This window comes from Gallaecimonas zhanjiangensis (genome assembly GCF_057624825.1).
The window spans coordinates 1,048,747-1,074,947 of the sequence record NZ_CM172603.1 but is presented as its reverse complement, the minus strand read 5'-3'; the positions used below and the strand labels follow the sequence as shown (position 1 = coordinate 1,074,947).

General features: G+C 52.5%; 18 protein-coding genes and 1 pseudogene. 13 read left to right on the top strand and 6 right to left on the bottom strand.

Annotated elements, in window-relative coordinates; translation table 11 throughout:
* Window positions 1–174 precede the first annotated feature (174 nt).
* Window positions 175–1,062: an AraC family transcriptional regulator gene (locus tag AC22G1_RS05040; protein WP_487315794.1), complete on the bottom strand. Its 888-nt coding sequence runs from the start codon at window positions 1,060–1,062 to the stop codon at window positions 175–177.
* Between the two features lie 195 nt (window positions 1,063–1,257).
* On the opposite strand from AC22G1_RS05040, the gene AC22G1_RS05035 reads away from it, so the two are divergent.
* The gene (locus AC22G1_RS05035; RefSeq protein ID WP_487315793.1) at window positions 1,258–2,013 is read left to right on the top strand and encodes an SDR family NAD(P)-dependent oxidoreductase; all 756 of its coding nucleotides are present in this window, start codon (window positions 1,258–1,260) and stop codon (window positions 2,011–2,013) included.
* Window positions 2,014–2,052: 39 nt separating this feature from the next.
* Here the strand turns inward: AC22G1_RS05035 and AC22G1_RS05030 are convergent, their stop codons facing one another.
* Window positions 2,053–3,186, bottom strand: coding sequence for an MFS transporter (locus tag AC22G1_RS05030; protein WP_487316690.1), 1,134 nt, complete (start codon window positions 3,184–3,186; stop codon window positions 2,053–2,055).
* A gap of 227 nt (window positions 3,187–3,413) precedes the next feature.
* Window positions 3,414–3,911, bottom strand: a complete 498-nt coding sequence (locus tag AC22G1_RS05025; RefSeq protein ID WP_487315792.1) for a lactoylglutathione lyase family protein — start codon at window positions 3,909–3,911, stop codon at window positions 3,414–3,416.
* Between the two features lie 90 nt (window positions 3,912–4,001).
* On the opposite strand from AC22G1_RS05025, the gene AC22G1_RS05020 reads away from it, so the two are divergent.
* The 3 genes from AC22G1_RS05020 to AC22G1_RS05010 all read left to right on the top strand — a co-directional run bounded on the left by AC22G1_RS05020 (window position 4,002) and on the right by AC22G1_RS05010 (window position 9,121).
* Window positions 4,002–4,865: a LysR family transcriptional regulator gene (locus AC22G1_RS05020; RefSeq protein ID WP_487315791.1), complete on the top strand. Its 864-nt coding sequence runs from the start codon at window positions 4,002–4,004 to the stop codon at window positions 4,863–4,865.
* Between the two features lie 113 nt (window positions 4,866–4,978).
* Window positions 4,979–5,347 (top strand): hypothetical protein, encoded by a 369-nt coding sequence (locus tag AC22G1_RS05015; RefSeq protein ID WP_487315790.1) that lies wholly within the window; start codon window positions 4,979–4,981, stop codon window positions 5,345–5,347.
* A gap of 165 nt (window positions 5,348–5,512) precedes the next feature.
* Complete coding sequence (locus tag AC22G1_RS05010) at window positions 5,513–9,121, top strand: YobI family P-loop NTPase (protein WP_487315789.1); 3,609 nt, start codon at window positions 5,513–5,515, stop codon at window positions 9,119–9,121.
* 1,331 nt (window positions 9,122–10,452) lie between these two features.
* Here AC22G1_RS05010 and AC22G1_RS05005 read toward each other — a convergent pair.
* Window positions 10,453–10,977 (bottom strand): TetR/AcrR family transcriptional regulator, encoded by a 525-nt coding sequence (locus tag AC22G1_RS05005; protein ID WP_487315788.1) that lies wholly within the window; start codon window positions 10,975–10,977, stop codon window positions 10,453–10,455.
* A gap of 177 nt (window positions 10,978–11,154) precedes the next feature.
* On the opposite strand from AC22G1_RS05005, the gene AC22G1_RS05000 reads away from it, so the two are divergent.
* Both AC22G1_RS05000 and AC22G1_RS04995 read left to right on the top strand, forming a co-directional pair.
* Entirely contained in the window at window positions 11,155–11,889 is a 735-nt protein-coding gene (locus AC22G1_RS05000; RefSeq protein WP_487315787.1) for a DsbA family oxidoreductase, read from the top strand.
* 47 nt (window positions 11,890–11,936) lie between these two features.
* Window positions 11,937–12,800 (top strand): SDR family oxidoreductase, encoded by an 864-nt coding sequence (locus AC22G1_RS04995; RefSeq protein WP_487315786.1) that lies wholly within the window; start codon window positions 11,937–11,939, stop codon window positions 12,798–12,800.
* Window positions 12,801–13,660: 860 nt separating this feature from the next.
* Here AC22G1_RS04995 and guaA read toward each other — a convergent pair.
* The gene (gene guaA, locus AC22G1_RS04990; protein ID WP_487315785.1) at window positions 13,661–15,238 is read right to left on the bottom strand and encodes a glutamine-hydrolyzing GMP synthase; all 1,578 of its coding nucleotides are present in this window, start codon (window positions 15,236–15,238) and stop codon (window positions 13,661–13,663) included.
* A gap of 62 nt (window positions 15,239–15,300) precedes the next feature.
* Window positions 15,301–16,764, bottom strand: coding sequence for an IMP dehydrogenase (gene guaB / locus AC22G1_RS04985; protein WP_487315784.1), 1,464 nt, complete (start codon window positions 16,762–16,764; stop codon window positions 15,301–15,303).
* Window positions 16,765–16,899: 135 nt separating this feature from the next.
* Here guaB and xseA point away from each other — a divergent pair, with 135 nt between their 5' ends.
* The 7 genes and pseudogenes from xseA to AC22G1_RS04950 all read left to right on the top strand — a co-directional run bounded on the left by xseA (window position 16,900) and on the right by AC22G1_RS04950 (window position 26,184).
* A complete protein-coding gene (gene xseA / locus AC22G1_RS04980) occupies window positions 16,900–18,231 on the top strand; it encodes an exodeoxyribonuclease VII large subunit (RefSeq protein ID WP_487315783.1) in 1,332 nt (443 codons plus the stop codon).
* Between the two features lie 237 nt (window positions 18,232–18,468).
* Window positions 18,469–19,350, top strand: a complete 882-nt coding sequence (gene aguB / locus AC22G1_RS04975; protein ID WP_487315782.1) for an N-carbamoylputrescine amidase — start codon at window positions 18,469–18,471, stop codon at window positions 19,348–19,350.
* On the top strand, window positions 19,350–20,441 hold the full coding sequence (aguA, locus tag AC22G1_RS04970) for an agmatine deiminase (protein WP_487315781.1): 1,092 nt from the start codon (window positions 19,350–19,352) through the stop codon (window positions 20,439–20,441). The genes aguB and aguA overlap by 1 nt, the downstream gene beginning before the upstream one ends.
* A 546-nt stretch (window positions 20,442–20,987) precedes the next feature.
* Window positions 20,988–21,128: pseudogene (locus tag AC22G1_RS04965) on the top strand (hypothetical protein); the annotation flags it as partial.
* Between the two features lie 98 nt (window positions 21,129–21,226).
* Entirely contained in the window at window positions 21,227–21,613 is a 387-nt protein-coding gene (locus tag AC22G1_RS04960; protein WP_487316764.1) for a hypothetical protein, read from the top strand.
* Window positions 21,614–21,998: 385 nt separating this feature from the next.
* Complete coding sequence (locus tag AC22G1_RS04955) at window positions 21,999–23,066, top strand: efflux RND transporter periplasmic adaptor subunit (RefSeq protein ID WP_487315780.1); 1,068 nt, start codon at window positions 21,999–22,001, stop codon at window positions 23,064–23,066.
* Window positions 23,056–26,184: an efflux RND transporter permease subunit gene (locus tag AC22G1_RS04950; RefSeq protein ID WP_487315779.1), complete on the top strand. Its 3,129-nt coding sequence runs from the start codon at window positions 23,056–23,058 to the stop codon at window positions 26,182–26,184. Before AC22G1_RS04955 ends, AC22G1_RS04950 begins: the two co-directional genes overlap by 11 nt.
* Window positions 26,185–26,201 lie beyond the last annotated feature (17 nt).

Sequence of the window (26,201 nt, the reverse complement as noted above, 5' to 3'; positions counted from 1 at the left end):
AAAGCCGCCTCAAGGGCGGCTTTCTTTATTCCAGCGCTGGCGTGGCGGCTTTGGCGTGGCGGTGGCTTAGGGCCACCAGGCCCAGGCCCAACAGGGCGCAAAGGCCGCCGGCGATGGGCACCATGGCGTAGCCGAGGCCCAGCTTGATAACGGCACGCTCATTCTACTCGTAAATCAATTATCACCAGTTCTACGTAACCGATTGATATCACGTGCAGGAGGGTTACCAAACATGCGGGCATATTCGCGGCTAAATTGGGAAGGGCTTTCGTAACCAACCTGCCAGGCAGTTGTAGCAACGTCGTGGCCTTCCGCCAACATCAGGCGCCGCGCCTCAATAAGGCGCAGGGATTTTTGGTATTGCCTCGGGCTCATGGCGGTAACGGTTTTAAAGTGAGCATGAAAGGTTGAGATGCTCATTCCAGCCAGCTGAGCCAGCTCTTCGACCGGTAAGGATTCGGCAAAATGCCCGCGGATCTGCCGTATTGCCTTGGCAATACGGCCTGCGATGCTGTCCTGTAGCGACAGCGAGGCTATTTGAGCGCCACCTTCAGCACAGAGCACGCGATATAGAAGTTCACGCAGGGTTTGCTGTGCCAGTACCAGTACATCTCTTGGCGTATCCAATAGTGTCACCAGCCGCAGCAGAGCGTCTTGCGTCTGCGCATCAACATAACCCGTGAATACGCCACGGGCGGGTCTTGCTGCTGGGTCTGCCAACAGAGCTGCTTGTTCCAATAGCTCAGTTAACAACGCAGCCTGCAGGTCAACTTTAACCAGCAAATAGGGCTTTTCGAGGGTTGCCAGGGTTATCAAATTGACCATGGGCACATCTACCGATACGGCAAGATACTGCCCGCTTTGGAAGTTGTATATGGCATCGCCCAGCATTACTTGCTTGCGCCCTTGTGCGATAAAGCAAAGACAGGGTTCATAGACACTGGGCAAAGGTGTCTCACCCGAATAAGCCTTAAAGAGGCTTACCCCGGCAATGGCCGTGGCGTTTTCACCTTCTTGCAGTGTGTGCTTCACGCACTGGGTAACCAGCTGTTTTTGTTTCAAGCAAAACCACCACCATCGTAACTTTGGGCACTTTACTGCTTTCAAAATGCACTTAAAAGCAAAAAACCGAAGCGTAACCCCATAGGATTAGGCATAAAAATCAGCCAGACAGGCATTCAGTGTTGATGACTTGAACCTTAGGATCTTCCCCGTACCGAGGCACCCGCCTCCGGTGTTCCTCATGGAGACATCATCATGACCAAGATTGCCATTATTACCGGCGGCAGCCGCGGACTGGGAAAAAGCATGGCCCTTAACCTTGCAGAGCAGGGTCGGGACATCATCCTGACCTATCACAGCAAAGATCAGGAAGCGCTAGCCGTGGTAAATGAAATTACAGCCAAAGGCCGTAAAGCCACGGCCCTACAACTGGATATTCAGCGCACTGACACCTTCGACACTTTTACAACCAAAATTAAAGACACCTTAGGTAGCGTATTCGGGCGCAGCGATTTTGATTACCTCATCAACAATGCTGGCACAGGTGTCTACGCGTCTTTAATGGAAACCAGCGAAGCCCAATTTATGCAGATGATGAACGAGCACATCAAAGCCCCCTTTTTCCTCTCGCAAAAGCTGCTGCCATTGATGCGTGACGGTGGCCGAGTGCTGAACATCTCGTCAGGGCTTACCCGAATTACATACCCTGGCTTTGCGGCTTACGCCATTATGAAAACCGCCGTTGAGGCTCTGACTCTCTATATGGCCCGTGAATTGGGGCCGCGTGGAATAAGGGTAAATACCCTAGCACCAGGTGCTATTGAAACCGATTTTGGCGGTGGTGTTGTACGTGATACCCCGGCACTAAATGAGGAGTTTTCCGCCATGACCGCCTTAGGGCGAGTGGGGTTGCCGCAAGATATTGGTGGCGCTGTAGCAGCCTTGCTGGATAACAATGCCAGTTGGGTAAACGCCCAACGCATTGAAGTTTCCGGCGGGCAAACCATTTGAGTAACAGCCACAAAAAAGCCGCCTCAAGGGCGGCTTTCTTTATTCCAGCGCTGGCGCGGCGGCTTTGGCGTGGCGGTGGCTTAGGGCCACCAGGCCCAGGCCCAACAGGGCGCAAAGGCCGCCGGCGATGGGCACCATGGCGTAGCCGAGGCCCTGCTTGATAACGGCGCCCCCAAGGGCAGCGCCTAAGGCATTACCCAGGTTAAAGGCACCGATATTGACCGACGAAGCCAGCCCCGGCGCCTTGGCGGCTACCTGCATCACCTGGATTTGCACCGGCGGCGCAATCCCAAAAGAGGCGGCGCCCCACAGCACAAAGAACACCATGGCGCTAACCTTGCTGGTTACCAAAACCGGGGTGAGCAGCATCAGCGCGACCAGGGCAATAAAGAAGATTGCCGCAGCGCCGGTTAACGACCAGTCGGCCAGGCGGCCGCTGACGATATTGCCAAGGGTAAAGCCAACACCAATAAGCACCAGCACCACTGCCACAAAGCTGTCGCCAGTGCCGGTGAGGGTGGCCAGCACCGGGGCGATGTAGGTGTAGAGGGTGAACATGGCCCCGGCCCCCATCACGGTGGTGGCAAGGGCGGTGAGCACGGCCGGGCGGGTCAGCACTTGAAGCTCGGCTTTAATATCGGGCTTTTGCCCGGGGCGGCCCATAGGTAAGGCAAAACGTAGCGCCAGCATGGTCAGCACCCCAAGGCCTGCGGAGATCACAAAAGCTAGGCGCCAGCCCAGGTGCTGGCCTATCCAGGTGGCAGCCGGCACCCCGCCAATATTGGCGATGGTGAGCCCCATAAACATGGTGGCCACGGCGCTGGCCCTTTTATTGGCCGGCACCAGATTGGCGGCCACCACCGCCCCCAAGCCAAAGAAGGCGCCGTGGTTAAGGCTGGTGATGATGCGCCCGGCCAGCAACGAGAGGTAATCGGGGGCCAGGGCACTGATGATATTGCCAAGGGTGAAAATGGCCATCAGCAGGATAAGCGCTGGGCGCTTGCCAAAGCGGCTCATAAAGAGGGTCATAAACGGCGCGCCCACCATCACCCCGGCGGCGTAGGCGCTGATCAGCATACCGGCGGTGGGAATAGACACCCCTACCCCATCGGCAATTTGCGGCAGCAGGCCCATGGGCGAGAACTCGGTGGTGCCTATGCCAAAAGCGCCCATGGCAAGAGCCAGCAGCGGCAACCGGGAATCGCCCTCGGCGCGGTGGTTGGGGGTACTCACATTCCATTCCTCTTACGCAAAAAACGCGGCCCGGCCAAGGCGGCCAGGGTATAGCAGCCGGCCATTTAACCACGGCGGCCAGCCCCGGCTAAAGCCACCGGCAGTGAAAGGTGTTTTCACTCAAATAGAAGAATAAAAAAGGAAAAGCCGCCCGCAGGCGGCTGGGGTTAGCTGTAGGCACCGGCGCTGTAGGTAAGCTCGTAGCTGTGGCTGTAAATCTCGAGGATATTGCCGAAGGGGTCTTCCATATACACCATGCGGTAGGGCTTTTCGCCGGGGAAGTATTCGCGCACCGGCATACGTTGCTTACCGCCGGCGGCGACAATTTTGGCGGCCAGGCCTTCTACGTCAGGGTCTTGCACGCAAAAGTGAAAGACGCCGGTTTTCCAATACTCGAAGTTGTTTTGCGGCTTCTCGGCACCCCGGAATTCGAAGATCTCCACCCCAACACGGTCGCCGGTAGAAAGGTGGGCGATGCGAAAAGACTGCCAACCGGCGCCGAATACATCGGTGCACATCACACCAATGGCGCTGTCGTCTTCAGTGATGGTGGTGGGGGGCATGATGAGGTACCAGCCCAGTACCTCGGTGTAGAACTTCACGGCGGCGTCTAGGTCTGTCACCGACAGGCCAATATGGGAAAAGCTGCGTGGATAGGTTTGCATAACGGCTCCTTGGTTTGAGGAGCACCAGCCTAAGGCTCAATAGGTATAATAAAAACCAAGGCCAACTTATGGTTTTTATAAAATATCCTAATGATTAATCCCCAATGGCTCCGCTCCTTTGCCACCCTGGCGGCCGAGGGCACCTTTACCCGCAGCGCAGAAGTGCTGAACCTCACCCAGGCCGCCGTCAGCCAGCATATCAAGCACCTGGAAAACCAACTGGGGCCGCTATTGGTGCGCCACCCGCGCCGGGTAGAGCTGACCCCGGCGGGCCTTGCGCTTTTGGATTACCACCAAACCTTGGTGCAGGCCGACGCCCTCTTAGCCCACCGCCTGGCGGACGATCCGGCAGCCAGCGGCGAGCTGACCCTCATCAGCCCCGGCAGCATTGGCCTTTATCTCTACCCAAAACTCTTGGACTGGCAACAACAACACCCCGGCTGCCATATCCACTACCGCTTCGCCCCCGATACCGAGGTGCTTGCCGCCGTACTGGACAACCGCTTCGAGCTGGGCCTGGTGACCCAAAAGCCCGATAGCCCGCAAATCGCGGCCCGCCTTTTTGCCGAAGAACCCCTGGAGCTGGTATTGCCCAAGGGCGTAACCGTCAGCGATTGGCAGGGGCTAAAGGCCCTTGGTTTTATCGACCACCCCGACGGCAAAGCCATGGCCACCCGGCTGCTGGCAAGGGCCTTTCCCGGCAGCCCAGGCCCCGCCGCCCTGCCCTGTCATGGTTTTATCAACCAGATAAGCCTTATCCTCGAACCGGTAGCCAGAGGCCTTGGCTTTACCGTGCTGCCCCGCTTTGCCCGCCAAGCCTTTCCCCGCCAAGAGCACATTCAGGTGATGCCCCTTAGCGCCCAGGTAACAGACAAACTCTGGCTTATCCACCGCGCCCAATGGCCGCTCTCAAAAAGGGCCCAGCAGGTGTTGGCAGCGATTGAAGGGAAGTAACAGCAAAGCCGCGTTCGCCTGTGGCCAAACGCGCCTTACCCCTTAAGGAGGGTTGATATTTATGGGGTATTTACTGATAAGGTAAACAGCAGCACGCCACCCCAAGGACGGCCATGAAAGCAGCACTCACCCGCACCCTTATCCTACTCAGCGCCCTGCTGATAACGGCCCTAACCTTTTGGGGCTTAATGGCATCGGTAAAGTTGGATAAGCCTCGAGAAGCGAAGGCCATTGAGCTGGCGATGATTGAAAAAAGCCAGACACCAGAATGGCAGAAGCCATATGCCCTCACCTGCAATTGTATCGATGACAGCGTCAGGCGTTTAGCGCTTACGGCGGCAAAAGAGGGGTTGGGCTGTAATACGGCACACATTGCCGTCGCCAACAGAAAGCAAGCTGTACCTTGCCACTATTACAGCCACCACTTCGGACTTTGGCACTCAGCCCCTGTTCCTCTCGATATTTTTAGGGTTGCAGTGTGAGTCCTAAATGGTTACTGACGGCACATTCAAAGGATGTAATAAGCCCCAGGCAGCTTATTTTTTGCAAGATGATCCAATCTAAAAAGACACTTGCTGAGTTATACAAAAATGCCCTCAAACGAGGGTCTGGATACTTAACAAAACCTAAAATCACATTGATAAAAAATGAAAAAATCAATTATTGCCATAGCAAACTGGCTTTCAAAAAAAACAGCCTTGATCTCGGATTTTCTAGAGAACATAGGTCGCTCTCCCGTCACCAAGTCAAAGTACGTCAACCTTGCGGCTACTGATAAAGCTGATAAGGCGGGCGTATATTCTGATGCTCTCCAGTTTGCAACAGAGGATCCCAAAGTCTCCAACATTGCTCTGACGGGACCTTATGGTTCAGGAAAAAGCAGCATAATTCAATCCTTTTTGAAGAAGTATCGTCGACCTGTCCTTCACATATCTCTCGCATCATTCGTTCCCGATACCAATAAGGATATTGATGAGGTGAACCGTCAAGAGATAGAGAGAAGTATTCTTCAGCAGATGTTGTATGGCGCCGATGCAGATAAGCTTCCACTATCTCGGTTTAAGAGAATTCAGTCACCCAGTGTTTGGTCTATCTTCAAGTCACTCTATATCACTATTGGAATATTGTCGTTTTGGTATGTTTTCGTTCAGCAAGACAACATATTTAGTGGATATTACTTCCTTCCAATTTCTCTCAGCAATTGGAAAGATTTGGGAATTTCACTAATTGCAGCAATATTTCTCTGGACAATACTGCATCATTTTTATGTCGCGAGTTTCGGTCTATCACTTAAAAGTATATCGTTAAAAGACGTTGAGATAAAACCTGCAAATGATGATCAATCATCGATACTGAACCGTCACCTAGATGAAATAATCTATTTTTTCCAAAAAACCAAATACGACCTTGTCATCATTGAGGATCTAGACCGATTTAATAATCCAGAGATATTCATCACGCTGCGTGAAATCAACAGCCTCGTGAATAAAAATATTGGCGTGAAACGCATCATAAGATTTCTCTACGCGCTGCGCGACGACATGTTTGTGAACACAGAGCGAACCAAGTTCTTCGAGTTCATCGTTCCTGTCATTCCTATCATAAATACATCGAATTCGATCGATATGGTATTAAAACAGGGAACGAGACTTGAGCTTGATGGGCGCCTAGATCGGCAATTTTTAAGAGAAGTTTCTCGCTATTTAAATGATCTGCGGTTGATTCAGAATATCTTCAATGAATACGCTATCTATGTGGCTAATTTAGAAACTGATGGAGAGACCTTACTCGACGCCAATAAGCTTCTCGCGGTTTTGATCTATAAAAACGTATATCCAAGAGACTTTGAGCTACTGCACCGCGGAGAGGGCAATCTCGCCGAGATATTAATTCGTAAAGAGGAGCTTATTGAAAATGGTGAGACCCATTATAAAGCTGAGATTGCAGAGCTTGAAAAAAAGATTGAGATCGCCGGACGACAGACTCCTTCGGACCTGAAGGAGTTACGTCAAATTTACGCTATGGCCCTGATTGAGAAGCTTCCAGCCAACGTTATCAGCGTTTATTTTGATGGGACATCTTGGATACCCCTTTCACAGCTGGCCAAGCACGATAAGTTCGATCAGCTGATCACGTCTTCACATATGACCTACAGTATCATCCATGGCCACCAAAAGCAGGTCAACATTTCAAGCATTCAAAGCGAAATAAACTCTCAGAAATCCTATCATCAACGCAAGAATGAAATAGAAAACAAGACATCCGAAAATAAGAAAAAGAGCTTACGCCAAGTACATGATCTAAGAAGAAAGCTCGCAGAACTACGCACAACCAAGCTCAACGAGTTATTACGTCTGAAAGAGGACCACGCACGGGATCTTTTTGAAGAGTTCGAGAAAAATGGGGAGCTTGCACGTTTTCTGATCCTAGAAGGATATCTCGACGATACCTACTATCAATACACATCGCTCTTTCACTCAGGCAGATTGTCACCTAATGATAACAAGTTTCTGATTCAGATACGGGCATTCATCACGCCGGAGCCGAGTTTTCCGATCGACAATCCAAAGGAAGTCATCGCCGCAATGCGAAATGAAGACTTTCAGCAAAGCTATGTATTGAACATCAGGATCGTAGATGGTCTCCTAAGCGATCGGAACCGTTATCTTGATAAAAATCGAAAATTATTTGAATACATCTCATCCGAGTTCAAGAACTGTGAGGAGTTCTTCGATGCTTATTACACCGGCGGTCTCTGTGTTAGAGAACTACTATCGGAATTAGCAAACAACTGGAAAGGTCTAGTTCCAACTGCTATTGCCAGCCCCAACAATATCTCCCACGCCACTCAACTGGTCGCGAATCTACCGGAAGATTTACTTAAAAAACTCGCAAGAGATTTTGAGGAATTACCGGAGTTTGTTTCGATGACCCTTCCTGAAATTTTGGTGAGTTCACCCGGACTAGCACCGGAACGCCTTACGTGCCTAGATTTTGAGGTGGAAAACCTAGCTGCAATAAAAGATCACTCTGATATTGTACATGCTATGTTCGAGAAGGGACTCTATAAACTAACGATGGGGAATCTAGAGTATATCTTTCAAGCGATATTGGGAGAGACTGACCTCGAGTCGCTCCGTTCTATGAACTATACGACGATCCGTTCAACCAATAACTTAAATTTGACTGAGCGAGTTGAGCGTGATTTCGATATCTACCTACAAGATATCCTTTCAGAGCATCCAGATAACTCAAAGGAAGATGCGCCTACCATTCTCGCTGTGCTTCGCCACGATAATCTTAATATTAATAATCTTCAGGAGTTTCTTGAACGGCAAACAACCCAACTTCCAGCCCTAGAGGATGTGCCAGAAAAATTACACGCCATGCTGTTTGAGCTAAATGTGATCGAACCAACCTGGGTAAACTGTCTTGCTTTTATGGAAGGCGAAGGGTTCAAGAAGGAAAGTTTGGCCGGATACCTTGATAGCGATGATGTCCGAGCGGCCATTCTGCAACATCCCATACCGAGAGAACAGGATGCACTTAAGCTGCGTCAATTCCTCTTCAATGCCGGCTCGCTGTCTGATGCCGCTTATAGAGAATATGTTCATGCCTTACCGAATGCATTCAATAGTCCACCAAAAGAATTCGAACCAACCAAGCTTCGAATTCTGATAGATGAAAGAAAACTTACATTCTCTGAGGATAGTCTTGACGCAGTCGCAGACAACTGGGAACTGCAGGTTCTATTCGTCGCAAAAAATATCGACTTATATTTAGCAAATCCTGACAAGTTTGAACTCGACGATGACTTCCGAGAGGCGCTTCTTCAATCTGATATTGATAATGTCGCTAAAATCAGGATAGTCGAGCTAATGGATCTAAGAGCGTTAGAGAGCAATCCGGAGCGGGCAGCACTTATAGGTAAAATTATTAGCGACACTGATGCCAATATATCCGGCGTTGATGGGGACATCGCACTGGATCTGATAACACATGCTAGACCAATAGCGACACAGATCTCACTCTTAAATAAGTTCCATACTCTTATTACAAATGACGAAGTACGTCAGTTACTGGCTAACCTGCCGCCGCCATATTCAGAAATAAAAACGGGGTACATGACTCCGAGACTTAAGAACAGTCCCGAAAATAAGCAGTTGGTAGAATGGTTAGATTCTAAAAATATCATTTCATCATGGAGTGAGAGCTACTTCACTGGTGAAATAAGGGTGAACCTCTTTAGGCGTTAAATATAAATGGCTGCCACGCAAAGTCGCGATCGCTGCGCTATGAATAAAAAACCCGCCTTTCGGCGGTTTTTTTATTGGAGGGATTTCACTCACACCCAATCGTCACCGGCGGTCTACCGGAGATGCTGTTAATGATGCAGTTGGAAACCTTGTCCATCAGCTTTTGGAGTCAATGGGACTTCGTTAAGAATCATTTGCTTGCCAGTAATGCAACGAAGCTGCGACTTTTAAAAACCTCTAAAGTCCTGCTGGTGAGACCCAGGAGCCCGTTAAGTGAAGCGCTGAGACGGCGGGAGTGGATGGACAGCCGAGACAGGACGTCGAGGCAGGTGAATACGTGCCGGGAGCGCGTATGAACCGGTGGCCAGGGAACGACCAGAGACGAAGATTAAGCGACAAACCTGTATGAAACAGGTTTGAACATCGCTTGCGATGGCCCGAAGGGCGAAGACCATGGATGGTCTGAGTAAACATGGGCGAGGCTTTTGCCTACTTTTGGCCTCAAAAGTAGGGCGCGTGCAGGGGCGCCCCCCTGCTTATAAAGGAACCAACCACGATAAACCAACCCCAAAAAGAACACCCAAACCCGCCCTTCTCCCCAATAAAAAACCCGCCTTTCGGCGGTTTTTTTATTGGTAGGATTACTCCCACTCGAATATCAATGAGAATAAAATAAACTTATATAACAGTTAGTTAGAAATGTTGATTTTCTCAATACCATCATCGATACCATGCGCATAATTTTTTGATTTTTTGTGGCTCGTCGACGTTTTAGTTCGCTTTGGCCCAAGCAGAGGATTCTGCCATGTCACGACGAAGCTTTTGTTTCTCTTCAGCAGTAAGCGGGCGCGATGCAACTCTATCCAACTGATATCTCCAACTTGTCGCTGTACATTTTGGATAGCGTATCAAAAAATGAGTTATCAGCAAGGAACCTTAAGCGTATTTTTAGATTATTTTCATACACATCTTGAAAACCATTAGCATTGATAAATTAGTGTACAGAGAGGAATAACCTCATTATAAACAAGGATAAAATTATGGGTTTGAAACCAGGACCAATAAATAGCCAAGTCGACTGGCAAACCAGATCAACGTCGACGTGACAACAAAAAAATTCCAAGAAACACTCCGGGCTTAAAGCCGAGTAAATCGTCGACCAAGTAACACTACCTCAATACCGAGTCAGAGTAAGCGGTACTGACGCTAAACCCCATACACACTTTTGTCCCATTCTGTTTTTCGTACAGTCGACAATGTGCCAGCAAAAGGTCAACTGTCCCCAAATTAATCTAATCATATCTGCTATGAGAAAAAGAGTCAGTTAGTAGTCATCGCAACTTGTTCAGAAGGTGCAGAATATGTTCAACCATAATCGTTGGTTTGTAACGTGTTGGGCTTTTAACCCACCATTCAATGGTTCCAGTCATAGCAGAAGCGACAAAATGGTACTTTATTTCTTGCGGAATTGAATCTTCATTGTGATGATTTCGATTTTCTTTTGTTAAGCCTGAAAATACCATTTCCTGAAACGTCTCTTTGAATGATGTAGCACCACCATTCATAAGTAATGTTTTAAAGACTTCGACATTTTCTTCGATGTATTCAAATGTGTTCAGCATGAGCACTTCTGGGCTTTCTGCTGAACATTCTTGTTGAAATGGAGCAATACAGCTAGCGATGTATTTTTTCAACAGGTCATTTTTGTCCGTGTAATGGGAATAGATAGTCCCACGATTTACATTGGCTCTTTGGGCGATTTCGTTGATTGATATTTTATCAAACTCTTTTTCATTCATAAGTTCTAACAATGCATTGAAAATGGCTTTCTGTGTTCGCTCAATTCTTCTATCCACAACTCACCCTTAAAAACTTTTTATCAACACTTTCTTGGTTAGTGTTGCTTAACCAACATTAATGAAAAACCTGTCCATTGCACTTCTTACAGGTGTCTCGTAAATTTTCAGATAAGCAACACATGTTGATTAATGAACATCTGTTTATTTTAAGTGTTAATGAGGCGATAGCAAGCAATGACGATCCAAGATAACTATAAAGAAGCGAATCAGGCAGACCATAAACCCTCAATTACCGTGGAAATCTGGTCAGACTATCTTTGTCCTTGGTGTTTCATTGGCGAGTGGAACATGACTAACGCTCTCAATGAGCTAGGCGTAATCTTCACCAAGGAGCATAGAAGCTACCAAACAAACCCAACACAAGACGCTCCAGAGTCTATTTACGAAGTTGCTCTGAAATATGGGATGAATCTTGATAGTGCTCGCGATAGAGCGAAGCAAATAGAGCAGTCTGCCAAACAGTCAGGACTCATTATTCATATGAATAGAGTACAGATGGTGAATACATTCGATGCCCATTGCTTGGTTGCTTATGCCAAAACTCAAGGGATTGAGAACACAGTTTCTGACCGACTCATGGAAGCTGCATTTGTTAAAGGATGGAATATTGCAGATATCGACCGATTGATAGCCATAGCCGTCGATGCAGGGTTAGACGAGCAACCCGTAAAAAGTATCTTACTCAATAAGCAATTCAAAAATATTGTTGAGAATGACATCTCAAACGGTCAACAAATGGGGGTTGAAAGTGTTCCTTATTACCGCATCAATAATCGATACGAGATATCAGGAGCTAACTCAAAAGAGCAGTTCAAACACTACATCCAGTCAGTATTAGAAAAAGAAAAACTAGATAACATACCTTCTGCAAGAAGCTGTGGGGATACTGGCTGCATCATTTCCGAATGAATACCAAATTAAGATTATGAATATAAAGAAGAAATAGTGAGGATAAAATGATTTTAGTAACAGGTGTAACTGGTCAACTCGGTTTCGCGACGATTAACGAACTGAATAAACATGTGCCTTCAAATGGTATTGCAGCACTTGCAAGAAACCAAAATGAGAAAACGAACGATTTATCGGATAGAGGGATAGACATCAGATTTGGTAGTTACAATGACTATGACTCCCTTGTATCTGCATTTCAAGGCATCGACAAATTGCTTTTTATTTCAAGTGGTGAAGCATTTACCGATTTTACGCTGCATGAAAATGTCATCAAAGCCGCGCAAGCAGCCAAGGTAAAACAGGTTATCTACACAAGCACTCAAAGAAGCACCGCCATTGATGAAAATCGTTTGTCAGAAGACCTACATGGATGGACTGAATATGCGCTAAAAAAATCTGGGTTAAATTATGTCATTTTACGAAACGCTCCATACATGGAGTCTATCCCTCAAATCTTAGGTCAAGACGTTTTAGAGAGTGGGTATCATGCGCCTGTTGGAGAAGGTAAGATCTCGTTTGCGACACGTAGCGATATGGCTTTAGCAACAGCCAATATCCTATGTTCTGAGGGCCATGATTTCAAAACCTACGATTTGGGTGGGATTGAATCCGTTAGTTTTGGTGAAATTATTGATGAGCTAAGTAAGGTTACGGGGAAAGACATTCCGTTCTCATCTCCTAAAACCGATGATTATATAAAGAGTTTAACGGATGCTTCGTTTCCAGATGTGGCAGTACAAGCATTGGTGGGATTTGCGAGCCAAGTGAAGTCTGGATATTTCGATAAACCATCTAATGACTTAGCTAGCTTGATAGAGCGTAATCCAGTTTCAGTAAGCGAATTTCTAAAGCAAACATTCGCAGATTGATAAAGTTCCGGTTTATATCCTTCCCCTGCTTGAGATTCAGTAAGTAAAAACACAGAACCCGAATGGGATAAGCTTAATGGAATGGCTAAGAACATTAGCATCAACAACAATAAGATGGGGCATCCACTCCGATACCACAATAAAATCAAAGCCATAATAAGAGAATAGAAGACACCCACTTCTAAATCCCTATAAAATCAAAACCCTAACGAAGCCACCCGTTCTTCCGCCCGTTAAGTGCAGCACTGAGGCGGCGGGGTGAGCGCGTTAAGAAATCAGTCCAGCGGACTGATTTTAGCTGGCGAACGAGAGCGGCTTGTCCGCGAACTGACGTGGATAGACAGCCGAGACAGGATGGCAGGGGGCCGCCCAGGTGCAGGTGAGTACGCGTCGGGGCGAAGCTTGCACATCAAAGCGCTGCTTTGATGCTGCTGAGCGCGAGCACAGGACGTGCGAGCTGGAATGAGCCGCCAGGGAAGGCTGACAGCCAAGTATCCCGAAGACATCGCGTAACGTCGGGGCGGTGGTTTTGGGTGGGCAGCCCCGCTGACTTTTGCCGACAAAATTGCCGGGAGCAATTTTGAATATCGGAGTGCAGCGACGATAGCCCGGAGTGCGAGGACCAAGGATGGTCCGAGTAAAACAAAGTGCCTCGCCCGCCACTGCGACAAATCTGTCAGGAACAGATTTGAACATCGGAGCCTGCGACGATGGCCCGTAAGGGCGAGGGCCAGGACGGCCCGAGTATTACCGGAAATAAAGGAATCGCCAGCGTTCAAACAGCCCGAAAGAAATGCCAAACACTGACAACTCACACCCAATAAAAAACCCGCCTTTCGGCGGGTTTTTTATTGGCAGGATTACTCCCACTCAATGGTCGCTGGCGGCTTACCAGAAATGTCGTAAACAACGCGGCTGATGCCATCAATTTCATTGATGATGCGGTTACTGACCTTACCCAACAGATCGTAAGGCAGGTGGGCCCAGTGGGCGGTCATAAAGTCGATGGTCTCAACGGCGCGCAAGCTGACAACCCAGTCGTATTTACGGCCATCGCCCATGACGCCGACAGAGCGTACCGGCAGGAACACCACAAAGGCCTGGCTGACTTTGTGGTACAGATCGGCCTTGTGCAGCTCTTCGATGAAGATGGCGTCGGCGCGGCGAAGAAGGTCGCAGTATTCCTTTTTCACTTCGCCCAGCACCCGCACGCCCAGGCCCGGCCCCGGGAAGGGGTGGCGGTAGAGCATGTCGTAGGGCAGGCCCAGCTCCAGGCCGATTTTGCGCACTTCGTCTTTAAAGAGCTCGCGCAGCGGTTCGACCAGGCCCATTTTCATGTCTTCTGGCAGGCCGCCGACGTTGTGGTGGGATTTTATGACATGGGCCTTGCCGGTTTTGGAGGCGGCAGACTCGATAACATCGGGGTAGATGGTGCCCTGGGCCAGCCATTTGGCGTTTTTCATGCTCTTGGCGTATTCGTCGAACACTTCCACGAACACCCGGCCAATGGTTTTGCGCTTGGCTTCTGGCTCGTCGATGCCTTTAAGGGCGGACAGGAAGCGCTCTTCGGCGTCGGCTTTGATGATGTTAAGGCCGAAGTGGTCGCCGAACATCTCCATCACTTGCTCGCCTTCGTTGAGGCGCAAGAGGCCATTGTCAACGAACACGCAGGTGAGCTTGTCGCCGATGGCGCGGTGCACCAGCATGGCCACCACGGACGAATCCACACCGCCGCTAAGGCCGAGAATGACTTCGTCGTCGCCTACTTGTTCTTTGATGCGGGCCACGGCGTCTTCGATGATGGCGCTTGGCGTCCACAGGGCGTCACAGCCGCAGATGTCCAGCACGAAGTGCTCGAGCAGGCGCTTGCCTTGGCGGGTGTGGGTGACTTCTGGGTGGAACTGCACGCCGTAAAAACGCTTTTGCTCGTTGGCCATGATGGCGAACGGGCAGTTGTCGGTTTTGGCGACGGTTTCAAAGCCTGCGGGGATAGCCACGACTTTGTCGCCGTGGCTCATCCACACGTCCAGCAGGGCGCGACCTTCGGCGCCAATGGCATCTTCGATGCCGTGGGTGAGCTTGGAGTCGGTCAGCAGCTCGATTTGGGCGTAGCCAAATTCGCGCTCCATGGAGCCTTCAACGCTGCCGCCCAGCTGATGGGCCATGGTTTGCATGCCGTAGCAGATGCCGAACACCGGTACACCGGCGTTAAAGACATACTCGGGGGCGCGCGGGCTGTTTGCCTCGTGCACCGACTCGGGGCCGCCGGAGAGGATGATGCCGTTGGGGGCGAATTCGCGGATGTCTTCTTCGCTCACATCCCAGGCCCACAGCTCGCAGTAAACGCCAATCTCACGGATGCGGCGGGCGATAAGCTGGGTGTATTGGGAACCGAAATCCAGGATAAGGATGCGGCTTTCGTGGATGTTCTTGGTCATTTTGGCCCTGCGTGTGTCAAAACGATAAAAATAAAAGCGCCGGCCTAGGCCGGCGCCGTAACTTAGGAGCTGCGGTAGTTGGGGGCTTCTTTGGTGATGGTCACGTCGTGGACGTGAGACTCACCCATACCGGCGCTGGTGACTTTGACAAACTGCGCCTTGGTGCGCATGTCGTCGATGGTGCCGTTACCGGTCAAACCCATGGAGGAGCGCAGGCCACCCATCTGCTGATGGATGATGTCCTTGACCTTGCCTTTGTAAGGTACGCGCCCTTCGATGCCTTCTGGCACCAGCTTGTCGGCGGCGTTGTCGGTCTGGAAGTAACGGTCGCTTGAGCCTTTGGTCATGGCGCCAAGGGAGCCCATGCCGCGGTAGGATTTAAAGGCGCGGCCTTGGTAGAGCTCAATCTCGCCGGGGGCTTCGTCGGTACCGGCCAGCATGCCGCCAACCATGACGCAGTGGGCGCCGGCGGCGATGGCTTTACAGATGTCGCCAGAAAAACGAATGCCGCCGTCGGCAATCACCGGCACACCGGTGCCTTCCAGGGCTTCTACCGCGTCAGAGACAGCAGTGATTTGCGGCACGCCAACACCGGTAACGATACGGGTGGTGCAGATGGAGCCAGGGCCAATGCCCACTTTCACGGCGTCTACGCCCGCTTCTACCAGCGCCAGGGCGCCAGCGGCGGTGGCCACGTTACCACCAATGATTTGCACTTCGGGGAAGGCTTTGCGGGTATCGCGGATACGCTGCAATACGCCTTCGGAGTGGCCGTGGGAAGAGTCAATCAGCAGTACGTCAACACCGGCGGCAACCAGGGCGGCAACGCGCTCTTCGTTACCGGCGCCAGCGCCAACGGCGGCACCGACGCGCAGGCGGCCACGCTCGTCTTTACAGGCGTTGGGTTTGCGCTCGGCTTTTTGGAAGTCTTTAACGGTGATAAGGCCCTTGAGGTGGAAGCTGTCGTCCACCACCAGCACTTTTTCTACCCGGTGCTGCTGCATCAGGCGCTGCACTTCTTCACGGGCAGTGCCCACCTTGACGGTGACCAGTTTCTCTTTTGGAGTCATCACCTCAGAGACCTTGCGGCCGTGGTCGGTGACAAAGCGCACGTCACGGGCGGTGATGATGCCTTCGAGTTCGCCAGACTTGGACACCACCGGGAAACCGGCATAGCCGTTTTCTTCGGTCAGGCGCAGCACGTCGGTGATGGTGTGGTCGGCAGAGACGCAGTCAGGGTCGGTAACCATACCGGCCACGTAGCGTTTGACCTTGCGCACTTCTTCGGCCTGCTGCTCGATGCTCATGTTTTTATGGATAAAACCGATGCCGCCTTCCTGGGCCAGGGCAATGGCCAGGTTAGCTTCAGTTACGGTGTCCATGGCTGCAGAAACCATCGGGATGTTCAGCTCGATTTTGCGCGTCAGCTTGGTGCGCAGGTCGGCCGTGTTGGGCAGTACTTGGGAATGTGCGGGGAGCAGGAGGACGTCGTCGAACGTCAATGCTTCTTTGATAACGCGTAGCATGGCAACAGCCTCACCGATGGATAAGTGGAAGGGACCTGGTATAGGTGTTGCCGCGGCATTCTAGCGTCGAGTTTGCCTTTGGGCAAATGGTTTTTGCATCTGGTAGACTGCGCCAAAGTTTTAAAGGGGCAGGCCATGCGCCAAATCTATTCGGTAACCCAACTCAATACCCAGGTTCGCTACTTGCTGGAAGACAACCTCGGCCTGGTGTGGCTGAGCGGCGAGCTGTCTAACTTCAAGGCCTATGGCTCGGGGCACTGGTACTTCTCTCTTAAAGACGACCGCTCCCAGGTTACCTGCGCCATGTTCAAGGGCAAAAACAGCGGCGTGACCTTCCGCCCCCAAGACGGCATGCAGCTGCTGGTGCGGGCCCGCCCCACAGTGTATGAGCCGCGCGGCAACTACCAGTTGGTGGTGGAATTTATGGAGCCGGCCGGTGACGGCATGCTTAAGCAGCAGTTTGACGCCCTTAAGATGAAGTTGGCCGCCGAAGGCCTCTTTGGCAATGAGCGCAAACGCCCCCTGCCCGCCCACCCCAAACGCATCGGGGTGATTAGCTCCCCCTCGGGCGCCGCCGTACACGATATTTTGAACGTGCTAAAACGCCGGGCACCCTTTTTGGAAGTGGTGCTCTACCCCGCCCAGGTGCAGGGTGAGCGCTCTGCCGCCCAGCTTTGCCAGCAGCTTATCGCCGCCAACCAACGGGCCGAGGTGGACGTGCTGATCCTTGGCCGCGGCGGCGGCAGCCTGGAAGACTTGTGGAGCTTTAACGACGAGCAGCTGGCTCGCACCATCGCCCAAAGCGCCATTCCGGTAGTAAGCGCCGTGGGCCACGAAACCGATGTGACCATCAGCGACTTTGTGGCCGACCTTCGCGCCCCTACTCCCTCAGCCGCCGCCGAGCTGGTATCAAGCCAGGCCGGGCTTATCAAAGACCGCTTTGCCGAACTTGCCCTGCGCCTTGGCCAGCTTGGGCAAAGCCAGCTGCGCCAGCAAGGGGCCCGCCTTGAGGCATTGGCCCAGCGCCTTTATCGCCAGTCCCCCGAGCGCAAGCTTGAGCGCGACAGCCAAAAGCTTGACGAGCTAAAAGAGCGGCTACGCCGCGCCCTGCCAAGGCTGGTGGCTCAACAGCAGCAGCCACTGCGGCTACTGGACGCCCGCCTTAACCACCAGCACCCGGGCAAGCGCCTTACCCAGCACCAGCAGCAACTGGCACAACTGCAACAGGCCCTTGGCCAGCAGTTAAAGGGCTATTTGTATCGCCAGCGCCAGGGGCAATTACGGCTTATCGACAAGCTCAATCTGGTAAGCCCGCTGGCCACACTGGGGCGCGGTTATGCCATCGCTCAAAGCGCGGACGGCCAAGTGGTGGATAGCATCCAAAAGGTTGAGGCGGGCAGCGCCCTTAGGGTGCGGGTAAAAGACGGGGTAATTAACACCTCTGTTACCGGCAAAAGCCCGAGCTAACTCACTGCCAGGCCAGTAAAAATGGCCGCTGCAAAGGCAGCTTTACAAAGCCCCATAACGGGGCTTTTTTTAATGCAAAAATAGCGCTTGACCGGCTTCTTTTCTGGCCCTATAAAACGCGCCTTTCTTTTATCCTTTTGGCGCCAGCAGCCGTTGCTGTCGGCAGGCCCATCAGGGCTCGTTCGGTATCAGGTTCTATAGTTGTCTCTTTGATGTGTTTTGCGTAAGGAATCTTTTATGGATCAGGTTGTTGTTGCCGCCACCCAGATGAGTTGCAGCTGGGATAAAGAAGCGAACGTTGCCAAGGCCGAAGCCCTGGTGCGCCAGGCCGCCGCCAAAGGCGCGCAGATCGTGTTGATCCAGGAGCTCTTTGAGCTGCCCTACTTCTGCATCGAAGTGAACGAAGACTTCCATGCCCTGGCCACCAGCCTGGACGAAAACACCACCGTCAAACGCCTGCAGCAGCTGGCCAAAGAACTGGAAGTGGTTATCCCGTTCTCCTGGTTCGAGCGCAGCGGCGTGGCCCGTTACAACTCTCTGGTGGTGATCGACGCCGACGGCAGCCTGATGGACGTGTACCGCAAGGCCCATATTCCGGACAGCGACGGCTACCTGGAGAAGTACTACTTCAGCCCCGGCGACACCGGCTTTAAGGTATGGAACACCCGCTACGCCAAGATTGGCATCGCCATCTGCTGGGACCAATGGTTCCCAGAAGCGGCCCGCGCCATGGCACTGATGGGCGCCGAAATGCTGTTCTACCCCACCGCCATCGGCTCCGAGCCCAGCCAGCCCGAGCTGGACAGCGCCGGCCAATGGCAGCGGGTGATGCAAGGCCACGCCGCCGCCAACTGCATGCCGGTGATTGCCTCCAACCGTATCGGCGTGGAAAAGGGCGTGCGCACCCCCACTGAAATTCGCTTCTTTGGCTCGTCTTTTATCAGCGACCACACCGGCGCCAAGGTAGAAGAAGCCGGCCGCGATGAAGAAGCGGTGCTGGTGCACAGCTTTGATCTGAAAAAAATTCGCTTCCAGCGCGAAGCCTGGGGCCTGTTCCGCGACCGCCGCCCCGGCTTGTACCGCAACCTTCTGACCCTGGACGGCAAGGTAGAGCACTGATGAGTTTTGAAATTGCCACCCTGCCGGCCGCCGACGGCTTTCGCATGCCGGCAGAATTCGAGCCCCACGAAGGGGTGTGGATGGCCTGGCCGGAGCGCTCCGACAACTGGCGCTTTGGCGCCAAACCTGCCCAGCGCGCCTTTAGCGAAGTGGCCAGTGCCATCAGCCAAACCACCCCGGTAACCATGGTGGTGTCCAGCAGCCAATACGCCAATGCCCGCCGCCAATTGCCGCCGCAGATCCGAGTGGTGGAGATGAGCACCGACGATGCCTGGCTGCGCGACACCGGCCCCAGCTACGTGGTGAACGACATGGGCGTGCGCCGCGGTATCGACTGGCAGTTCAACGCCTGGGGCGGCCTGACCTATGGCCTGTATTTCCCCTGGCACAACGACAACGCCGTGGCCCGTAAAGTCTGCGAAATTTACGGTGACAGCGTCTATAAAGCGCCCATCGTCATGGAAGGTGGCGCCATCCACGTGGACGGCGAAGGCACCCTCTACACCACCGAAGAGTGCCTGCTGAGCCCCGGCCGCAACCCAGGCCTGGGTAAAGACGAGCTGGAACAGCTGCTCAAGCACTACCTCAACGTAGAGAAGGTGATTTGGTTGCCGCGCGGCGTATTCCAGGACGAAACCACCGGCCATGTGGACAACCTGATGCAGGTGATCGCCCCCGGCGTGGTGGCCATGACCTGGTGCGACGACCCGGCCGATGAGCAATATGACAGCTCCCAGGAAGCCTACCGCATCCTGTGCGAAGCCACCGACGCCAAAGGGCGCCGCCTGGTGGTGCACAAGCTGCCGATGCCGGGCCCGCTGTATTTGACCGAAGAAGAAGCCAGCGGCATCGACGACTCCGGCGGCATGAACCGCATGGGCGGCGCTCGCCTGGCCGGCTCCTACGCCAACTTCCTTATCACCAACAAGCAGGTGGTGTTTCCGCTACTGGACCCGGCCAAGGACGACCAAGTAGCCGGGCAGCTGGCCGACCTCTTTCCGGGGTATCTCATTACCGGGGTGAATGCCCGGGAGATCCTGCTGGGGGGGGGGAATATTCACTGTATCACCCAGCAAATTCCCCGGGTTTGAAGCTACTGCGCTCGCCATAACCGCGTTGGGGGTCTTTTCAAAATGCTCATTTACTCTGTGTAAACTGCGCTTTTTCAAAGACCCCCGTCTTGTTCTGGCGTCGCTCGCTACGCTTCAACAACTCACCAGACCCGCCTTCGCCTGCATCGTTTTATGCTCTGGCGACCTTACTCAAAGTGCTCATTTACGACCTGTAAACTGTGCTTTTTCGGAGGCTTCCACCTTGTCTCGATTTCCCTCGCTACGCGCGAAAGCCCGCTGATAAAAGTCCAGACTTGCCGATACGGCGTTAAAACGCTCATTTACTCGAACTGCGCTTTTTCAAAGACCCCCGCCTTATTCTGGCGTCGCTCGCTACGCTTTAACCTTTGGCAGCTTGCCTTTTCTGAATCCTTCACAGCAAAAGTGTGAAGAGACATTTATTCCTTATCTGAAAACACGAAAAAGCTCCATTTCATCGAGCACTACGCTGCCAAGAGGCACCCTTGGCGACAACAAAAAAACATGGGTAAACTCGTAGACCAACGTCCGGGTATTTAGAAAAGTATGAGCAGTGAAAAGGTTTACCGAAAAAAGCCCGTCCAAGGACGCTCCGTCACCACGGTTGATGCCATTCTAGAGGCCGCCACCCTGATCCTGGAGAAAGAGGGGGAGCCCGCTATTACAACAACTCACGTTGCCGAGTTGGCAGGGGTGTCGGTTGGCACGTTGTACCAATATTTTAAAAATCGTGACGCTATCCTGTTAGGCATTTTCGAGCGCCAAAAAAACCTGATTAGAAAAAAATGCAGGATATTTTACGGCAGAAAAATGCACCACCGTTGCAATCGGCCAGAGAGTTTATTCGTATTTTGGTACAGTCGTTCGCTGCTAGACGCGGCGCTAAACGCCAGTTTGCCTTACTTGCCAGCATGATGATTGAATCGCCATATGCACGGCCCTTGCTCACTGAAATTACCGAGTCAGCGATGGCTCACTGGGAGCTTTATCTGCCCTGCACCGATGAAGAAACCGCCCAACAGCGCCGTATTGATGCCTTTGTGATGACCAGGGCTTTACTGGGTGTTTTACAGCGAGCGGCGATAGAAGAGGTGCCATTTATTAAAAGCCAAGCATTTGAAGAGGCTCTTTTTCAGATAGTGGTGGCCTTTTCACCATTAGCCAAGCTGTAACAGCGTTTGAGTGCTGCAACAAACAGCATAAAAAACAGCCACAAACCTGAAAGTGAATAACACCTGCCACCATGAAACCCTCACCAAAAAACAAGATAACCAGCTGAAATAACTTGGTTTTTCATCTGAAAATCTCGTTTTGGCCATATAGATTTAATGCGAATCGACAATCAAGGCCTCGACCGTATGATCGAACCCAAGGCTTTCTATCGTCGAGGGTGCTGTGTTTAATCGTGTTAGCTCTATCAGCTCAACTTTTTTTCATTTAACGGCTTCTTTAAAGGGATGGCACAACCCCTGTCTTTTATTGATCGCAATATGCTCCCTTGCCGGCTGTAAACCCAAAGTCTCTCTCGAATCGACAGCAACACCTAATGTTGCCGTGATGTCCCCAAAAGTCGCGGATGTACCGCACTACCTTGAGGCAACAGGCCAAGCCAGCGCCTTCCGCCAAGTCGCCATTGTAGCCAGGGTAGCGGGCACCTTAACCGCCATTGATTACCAAGACGGCCAGCAGGTAAGCCAAGGCCAATTGCTGTTTGAGATTGACCCGGCCACCTATCAGGCGCAATTGCAGCAAGCCCAGGCCAGCCTAAAGCAGGCGAAGGCCAGCTACCGCAATGCCCAGTTGATGCTTGAGCGTGAGCAGAACCTGTTAAAGCGGCATATGACGGCGCAGTCTGACGTGGACTCAGCCCTGGCCAGCAGAGACAGTGCTCGCGCGCAAATTCAGTCAGCCGAAGGCGATATCGCCTTAGCAAATTTGAACCTGGGTTATACCCGCATTCGCGCCCCTTTTAGCGGCGTTATGTCAGCCCACCAGGAAGATGTGGAGAGTTTGGTCGGCCAAAATGGGGCCACAACGCTGGCAACCTTGGTACAGCAAAGCCCAATTTACGTTGACTTTACCCTTGCCTCGCAAGACATCCAGCAAGTGCAGCAAGCCCTGCAAGGGCGAGCCGTCACCTCAATAGCGGTGCAAGCGGGCTTATCGGCTGCAGCGCATTATGGCCTTGAGGGGCACTTGGATTACCTGGCCCCCAGTGTTGACGAACAAACTGACACCCAGGCGTTCAGGGCCGTGTTCACTAACGCTAAACGCGCGCTACTACCGGGGCAATTTGTCCGCTTGCGGTTAACGCTGGGGCAATATCACCATGCCCTGCTACTGCCCGACAGTGCCATTGGCACCGAGCAGAATGGTCGTTATGTGATGGTGGTTAACCAAGACAACAAGGTCGAGCGCAAGGCGGTGTCGGTGATGGCAGGGCCAACCGGCTGGCAAAGGGTAGAAAGCGGCTTGCAGCCAAACCAGAAGGTGGTGGTAAGCGACATTACCCGGCTGCGCGCAGGCATGAGTGTTAACACCCACCCCAGCGATGAGCCTTTACATCTTCTGTCTGATGCTCAACAAACGTCACCTGCACTAGGCTCGCCTCACCATGTTTTCTAAATACTTTATTGAACGGCCGGTCTTCGCCAACGTTATTGCCTTTATTACCTTGCTGCTAGGCGCCGTTGCCTTTTTTCAGCTGCCGGTATCGCAATACCCCAATGTGGTGCCACCTACAGTGCAGGTAAGCACCTCCTTTCCTGGCGCCAGTGCCAAAACGGTGATGGAAACGGTAGGCCTGCCGATTGAGCAGCAAGTGAACGGCGTGCCGGGCATGCTGTATATGCGCTCAACCAGCAGCAGCGACGGCCAGTACAAACTGACGGTGACCTTTGAGATAGGCTCCGACCCCGATAAAGACGCCATTTTGGTGCAAAACCGTCTCTCCGACATCACCGCCAAGTTGCCAGGCGCGGTGCAAAACCAAGGGGTTAGTGTGCGCAAGCGCTCAACCTCGATATTGGAATTTGTCACCCTCGAGTCTGATTCAAGCCAATACGACAGCCTTTACCTGGCTAACTATGCCCGTATTCACTTGCAAGATGAGCTGGCACGGGTGCCTGGGGTGGGCGACGTGAATATCTTTGGTTCCGGCACCTACGCGATGCGCGTGTGGTTAGACCCTGCCAAGCTCACTGCCGCCAACTTGACCCCTAACGATGTCATTCAAGCCATCAAGGCTCAAAGCCAAAATGTCGCCTCTGGCGCGCTGGGCATGCCGCCCTTGGTGGGTAAAAATGGCTTCCAATACACCATCAATGTTGATGGCTCCCTCGATAAAGCCCCTGACTACGGCAACATTGTGGTTAAAGCCGCCAACGACCATGGCGGCAGACTGGTGTTGGTTAAAGATCTAGGCCGGGTAGAGCTGGGGTCAAATAACTACGGGCAGGTATTTCGCCTTAACGGCAAACAAACCGCCGCCTTGGCCATTTTCCAGTTACCGCAAGCCAATGCCCTTGATGTGGTAAAAGCGGTTAATACCAAAATGAAGCAGCTATCGGCTGACATGCCAGCGGGCATTCACTATAGCGTGCCGTTCAATACCACCAGCTTCGTTGATGCCGCGGTGCACGAGGTCTACAAAACCCTCATTGAAGCCTGCTTTATCGTTTTAGCGGTTATTTTACTTTTCTTGCAGGACTGGCGAGCAACGCTGGTGCCTGCCACCACGGTGCCAATTACCTTGGTGGGGGCCTTTGGCGCAATGGCGCTGCTGAGCTACTCATTAAACATGTCGACGCTATTTGCCTTGGTGCTGGTAATAGGCATTGTTATTGATGACGCCATCGTCATTGTTGAAGGCACCGCCCGTCATCTCGAGGAAGGCTTGTCTGGGCGGCAAGCGGCAATAAAGGCCATGGGCGAATTATCTGGCCCCATTGTCGGCATTACGCTGGTACTGCTGTCGGTATTTTTGCCGTCAGCCTTCTTACCCGGCTTAACCGGCCAGCTATACGCACAGTTCGCCTTGGTTATTGCCTCAACGGCGCTGATTAGCGCCATCAATGTCATGACCCTAAAACCCACTCAGGCAGCGCTTTGGATGCGCGCGCCCAAACCCGTGGCACAGCGGTTTTGGCTGTTCCGCCGTTTTGAGCGCGGTTTTGGCAAGCTGCAGCGTGGCTATGGCCGCCTGTTAGCCTTGCTACTCAAACGGCCAATAACGGTATCCTGTGCCGGATTACTGCTGGTTGCCTTAGCTTTCTGGGGACTGACGCGGGTGCCATCGGGCTTTTTGCCTCTGGAAGACCAAGGCTTTATGGCAGTGGCCGTCACCTTGCCTGATGGCGCCTCGCTGGCCCGAACCGATGCCACCTTAAAGCAAGTGACTACCTTGGCCCAAAAGGTGCCTGGGGTAGAAAACGTGGTCACGGTGGCGGGGGTCTCGCTGATTGACGGCAATGCGTCAGAGTCGAGCGCGGGCCTCGCTTATGTGGTGCTCAAACCCTGGGATGAGCGCGGCAAGTCAGAAGGGTTACTGCCCACCTATTTAGCCTTAAGAAAGCAGCTATCAGCGCTCGAAGACGGTTCGGCGCTGGTGATCCCTCCGCCCGCTATTACCGGTATCGGCAATAGCGGGGGCTTTACCATGCAGGTGGAACTTCGCGACGGCAGCTTTGATTTTGCCCGGTTAAACGATGCCGCCCAGCAAGTGGCCGACCAAGCCAATAAGTCGGGGTTAAGCGGCATGCGGATGAAGGCCAACTTCACCGCCCCACAATATGACCTGCGCGTGGACCGCCATAAAGCGGCAACCTTAGGGGTGAATGTTGACGATATTTTCAGTGTGCTTAAGGGCTACTTAGGCTCTTCCTTCGTGAATAACTTCACCCGTTTTGGCCACACCTTCCCGGTGTTTGTTCAAGCGCAATCAGATGCGCGGCTGTTAAGCGCTCAAGTCGGCCAGCTCAAGGTGAAAAGTGCCAATGGCAAAATGGTGCCCTTGCAAGCCCTGGTGACATTAACGCCACAGGTCGGCCCGTCACTCATTACCCTGTATAACCTCTACCCCAGTGCCACCCTCATTGGCCAAACCCAGCACGGCTTAAGCTCAGGGCAAACCATGGCTAAGCTCAGCAAGGTCGCTGACCAGCAGTTGCCCAGAGGCATGGGCCATGAATGGACCGACATGTCTTATCAGCAGCAAGTGGCTGGCGACCAAATCTATTACGCCTTTGCGTTGGCGTTGGTACTGGTGTACTTCGTGCTGGCGGCCCAATACGAAAGCTGGTTTACGCCGCTGGCGGTGGTGCTGTCGGTGCCGCTGGCGCTGCTGGGTACGGTGGGCGTGCTGCTGGCCATTGGTATTGCCAATACCCTTTACACCCAAATTGGCTTGATATTGCTGGTGGCCCTGGCGGCGAAAAACGCCATTTTGATTGTGGAATTTGCCCGGGATCTGCGGGTTGAAGAGAAGCTTTCACTAACAGAGGCGGCGCTCAAGGCCGGGCAACTACGGCTAAGGCCCATTTTAATGACCTCGCTGGCCTTTATTCTGGGCATGGTGCCCTTGGTTATGGCCCATGGCGCTGGCGCCAATGCCAGTAAATCTATCGGCATTTCGGTGGTGAGCGGCATGACCATCTCAACACTGCTGAGTATTTTTGTGGTGCCCGCCTTCTTTGTGCTGTTTAAAGCCATGGAAGAGCGCTGGTATAACCGCCACAAAGGCTAAAAAAAGGCCGCGCCCAG

Excerpts from the sequence above, each read along its gene's own strand:
- AC22G1_RS04960 (WP_487316764.1), top strand. The coding sequence starts at position 21,227 with ATGCAGGATATTTTACGGCAGAAAAATGCACCACCGTTGCAATCGGCC.
- aguA (WP_487315781.1), top strand. The coding sequence starts at position 19,350 with ATGAGTTTTGAAATTGCCACCCTGCCGGCCGCCGACGGCTTTCGCATG.
- aguB (WP_487315782.1), top strand. The coding sequence starts at position 18,469 with ATGGATCAGGTTGTTGTTGCCGCCACCCAGATGAGTTGCAGCTGGGAT.
- AC22G1_RS05000 (WP_487315787.1), top strand. The coding sequence starts at position 11,155 with ATGACGATCCAAGATAACTATAAAGAAGCGAATCAGGCAGACCATAAA.
- guaA (WP_487315785.1), bottom strand. The coding sequence starts at position 15,238 with ATGACCAAGAACATCCACGAAAGCCGCATCCTTATCCTGGATTTCGGT.
- AC22G1_RS05030 (WP_487316690.1), bottom strand. The coding sequence starts at position 3,186 with ATGGGCGCTTTTGGCATAGGCACCACCGAGTTCTCGCCCATGGGCCTG.
- xseA (WP_487315783.1), top strand. The coding sequence starts at position 16,900 with ATGCGCCAAATCTATTCGGTAACCCAACTCAATACCCAGGTTCGCTAC.
- AC22G1_RS05020 (WP_487315791.1), top strand. The coding sequence starts at position 4,002 with ATGATTAATCCCCAATGGCTCCGCTCCTTTGCCACCCTGGCGGCCGAG.
- guaB (WP_487315784.1), bottom strand. The coding sequence starts at position 16,764 with ATGCTACGCGTTATCAAAGAAGCATTGACGTTCGACGACGTCCTCCTG.
- AC22G1_RS04950 (WP_487315779.1), top strand. The coding sequence starts at position 23,056 with ATGTTTTCTAAATACTTTATTGAACGGCCGGTCTTCGCCAACGTTATT.
- AC22G1_RS05035 (WP_487315793.1), top strand. The coding sequence starts at position 1,258 with ATGACCAAGATTGCCATTATTACCGGCGGCAGCCGCGGACTGGGAAAA.
- AC22G1_RS05015 (WP_487315790.1), top strand. The coding sequence starts at position 4,979 with ATGAAAGCAGCACTCACCCGCACCCTTATCCTACTCAGCGCCCTGCTG.
- AC22G1_RS04955 (WP_487315780.1), top strand. The coding sequence starts at position 21,999 with ATGTCCCCAAAAGTCGCGGATGTACCGCACTACCTTGAGGCAACAGGC.
- AC22G1_RS04995 (WP_487315786.1), top strand. The coding sequence starts at position 11,937 with ATGATTTTAGTAACAGGTGTAACTGGTCAACTCGGTTTCGCGACGATT.
- AC22G1_RS05025 (WP_487315792.1), bottom strand. The coding sequence starts at position 3,911 with ATGCAAACCTATCCACGCAGCTTTTCCCATATTGGCCTGTCGGTGACA.
- AC22G1_RS05010 (WP_487315789.1), top strand. The coding sequence starts at position 5,513 with ATGAAAAAATCAATTATTGCCATAGCAAACTGGCTTTCAAAAAAAACA.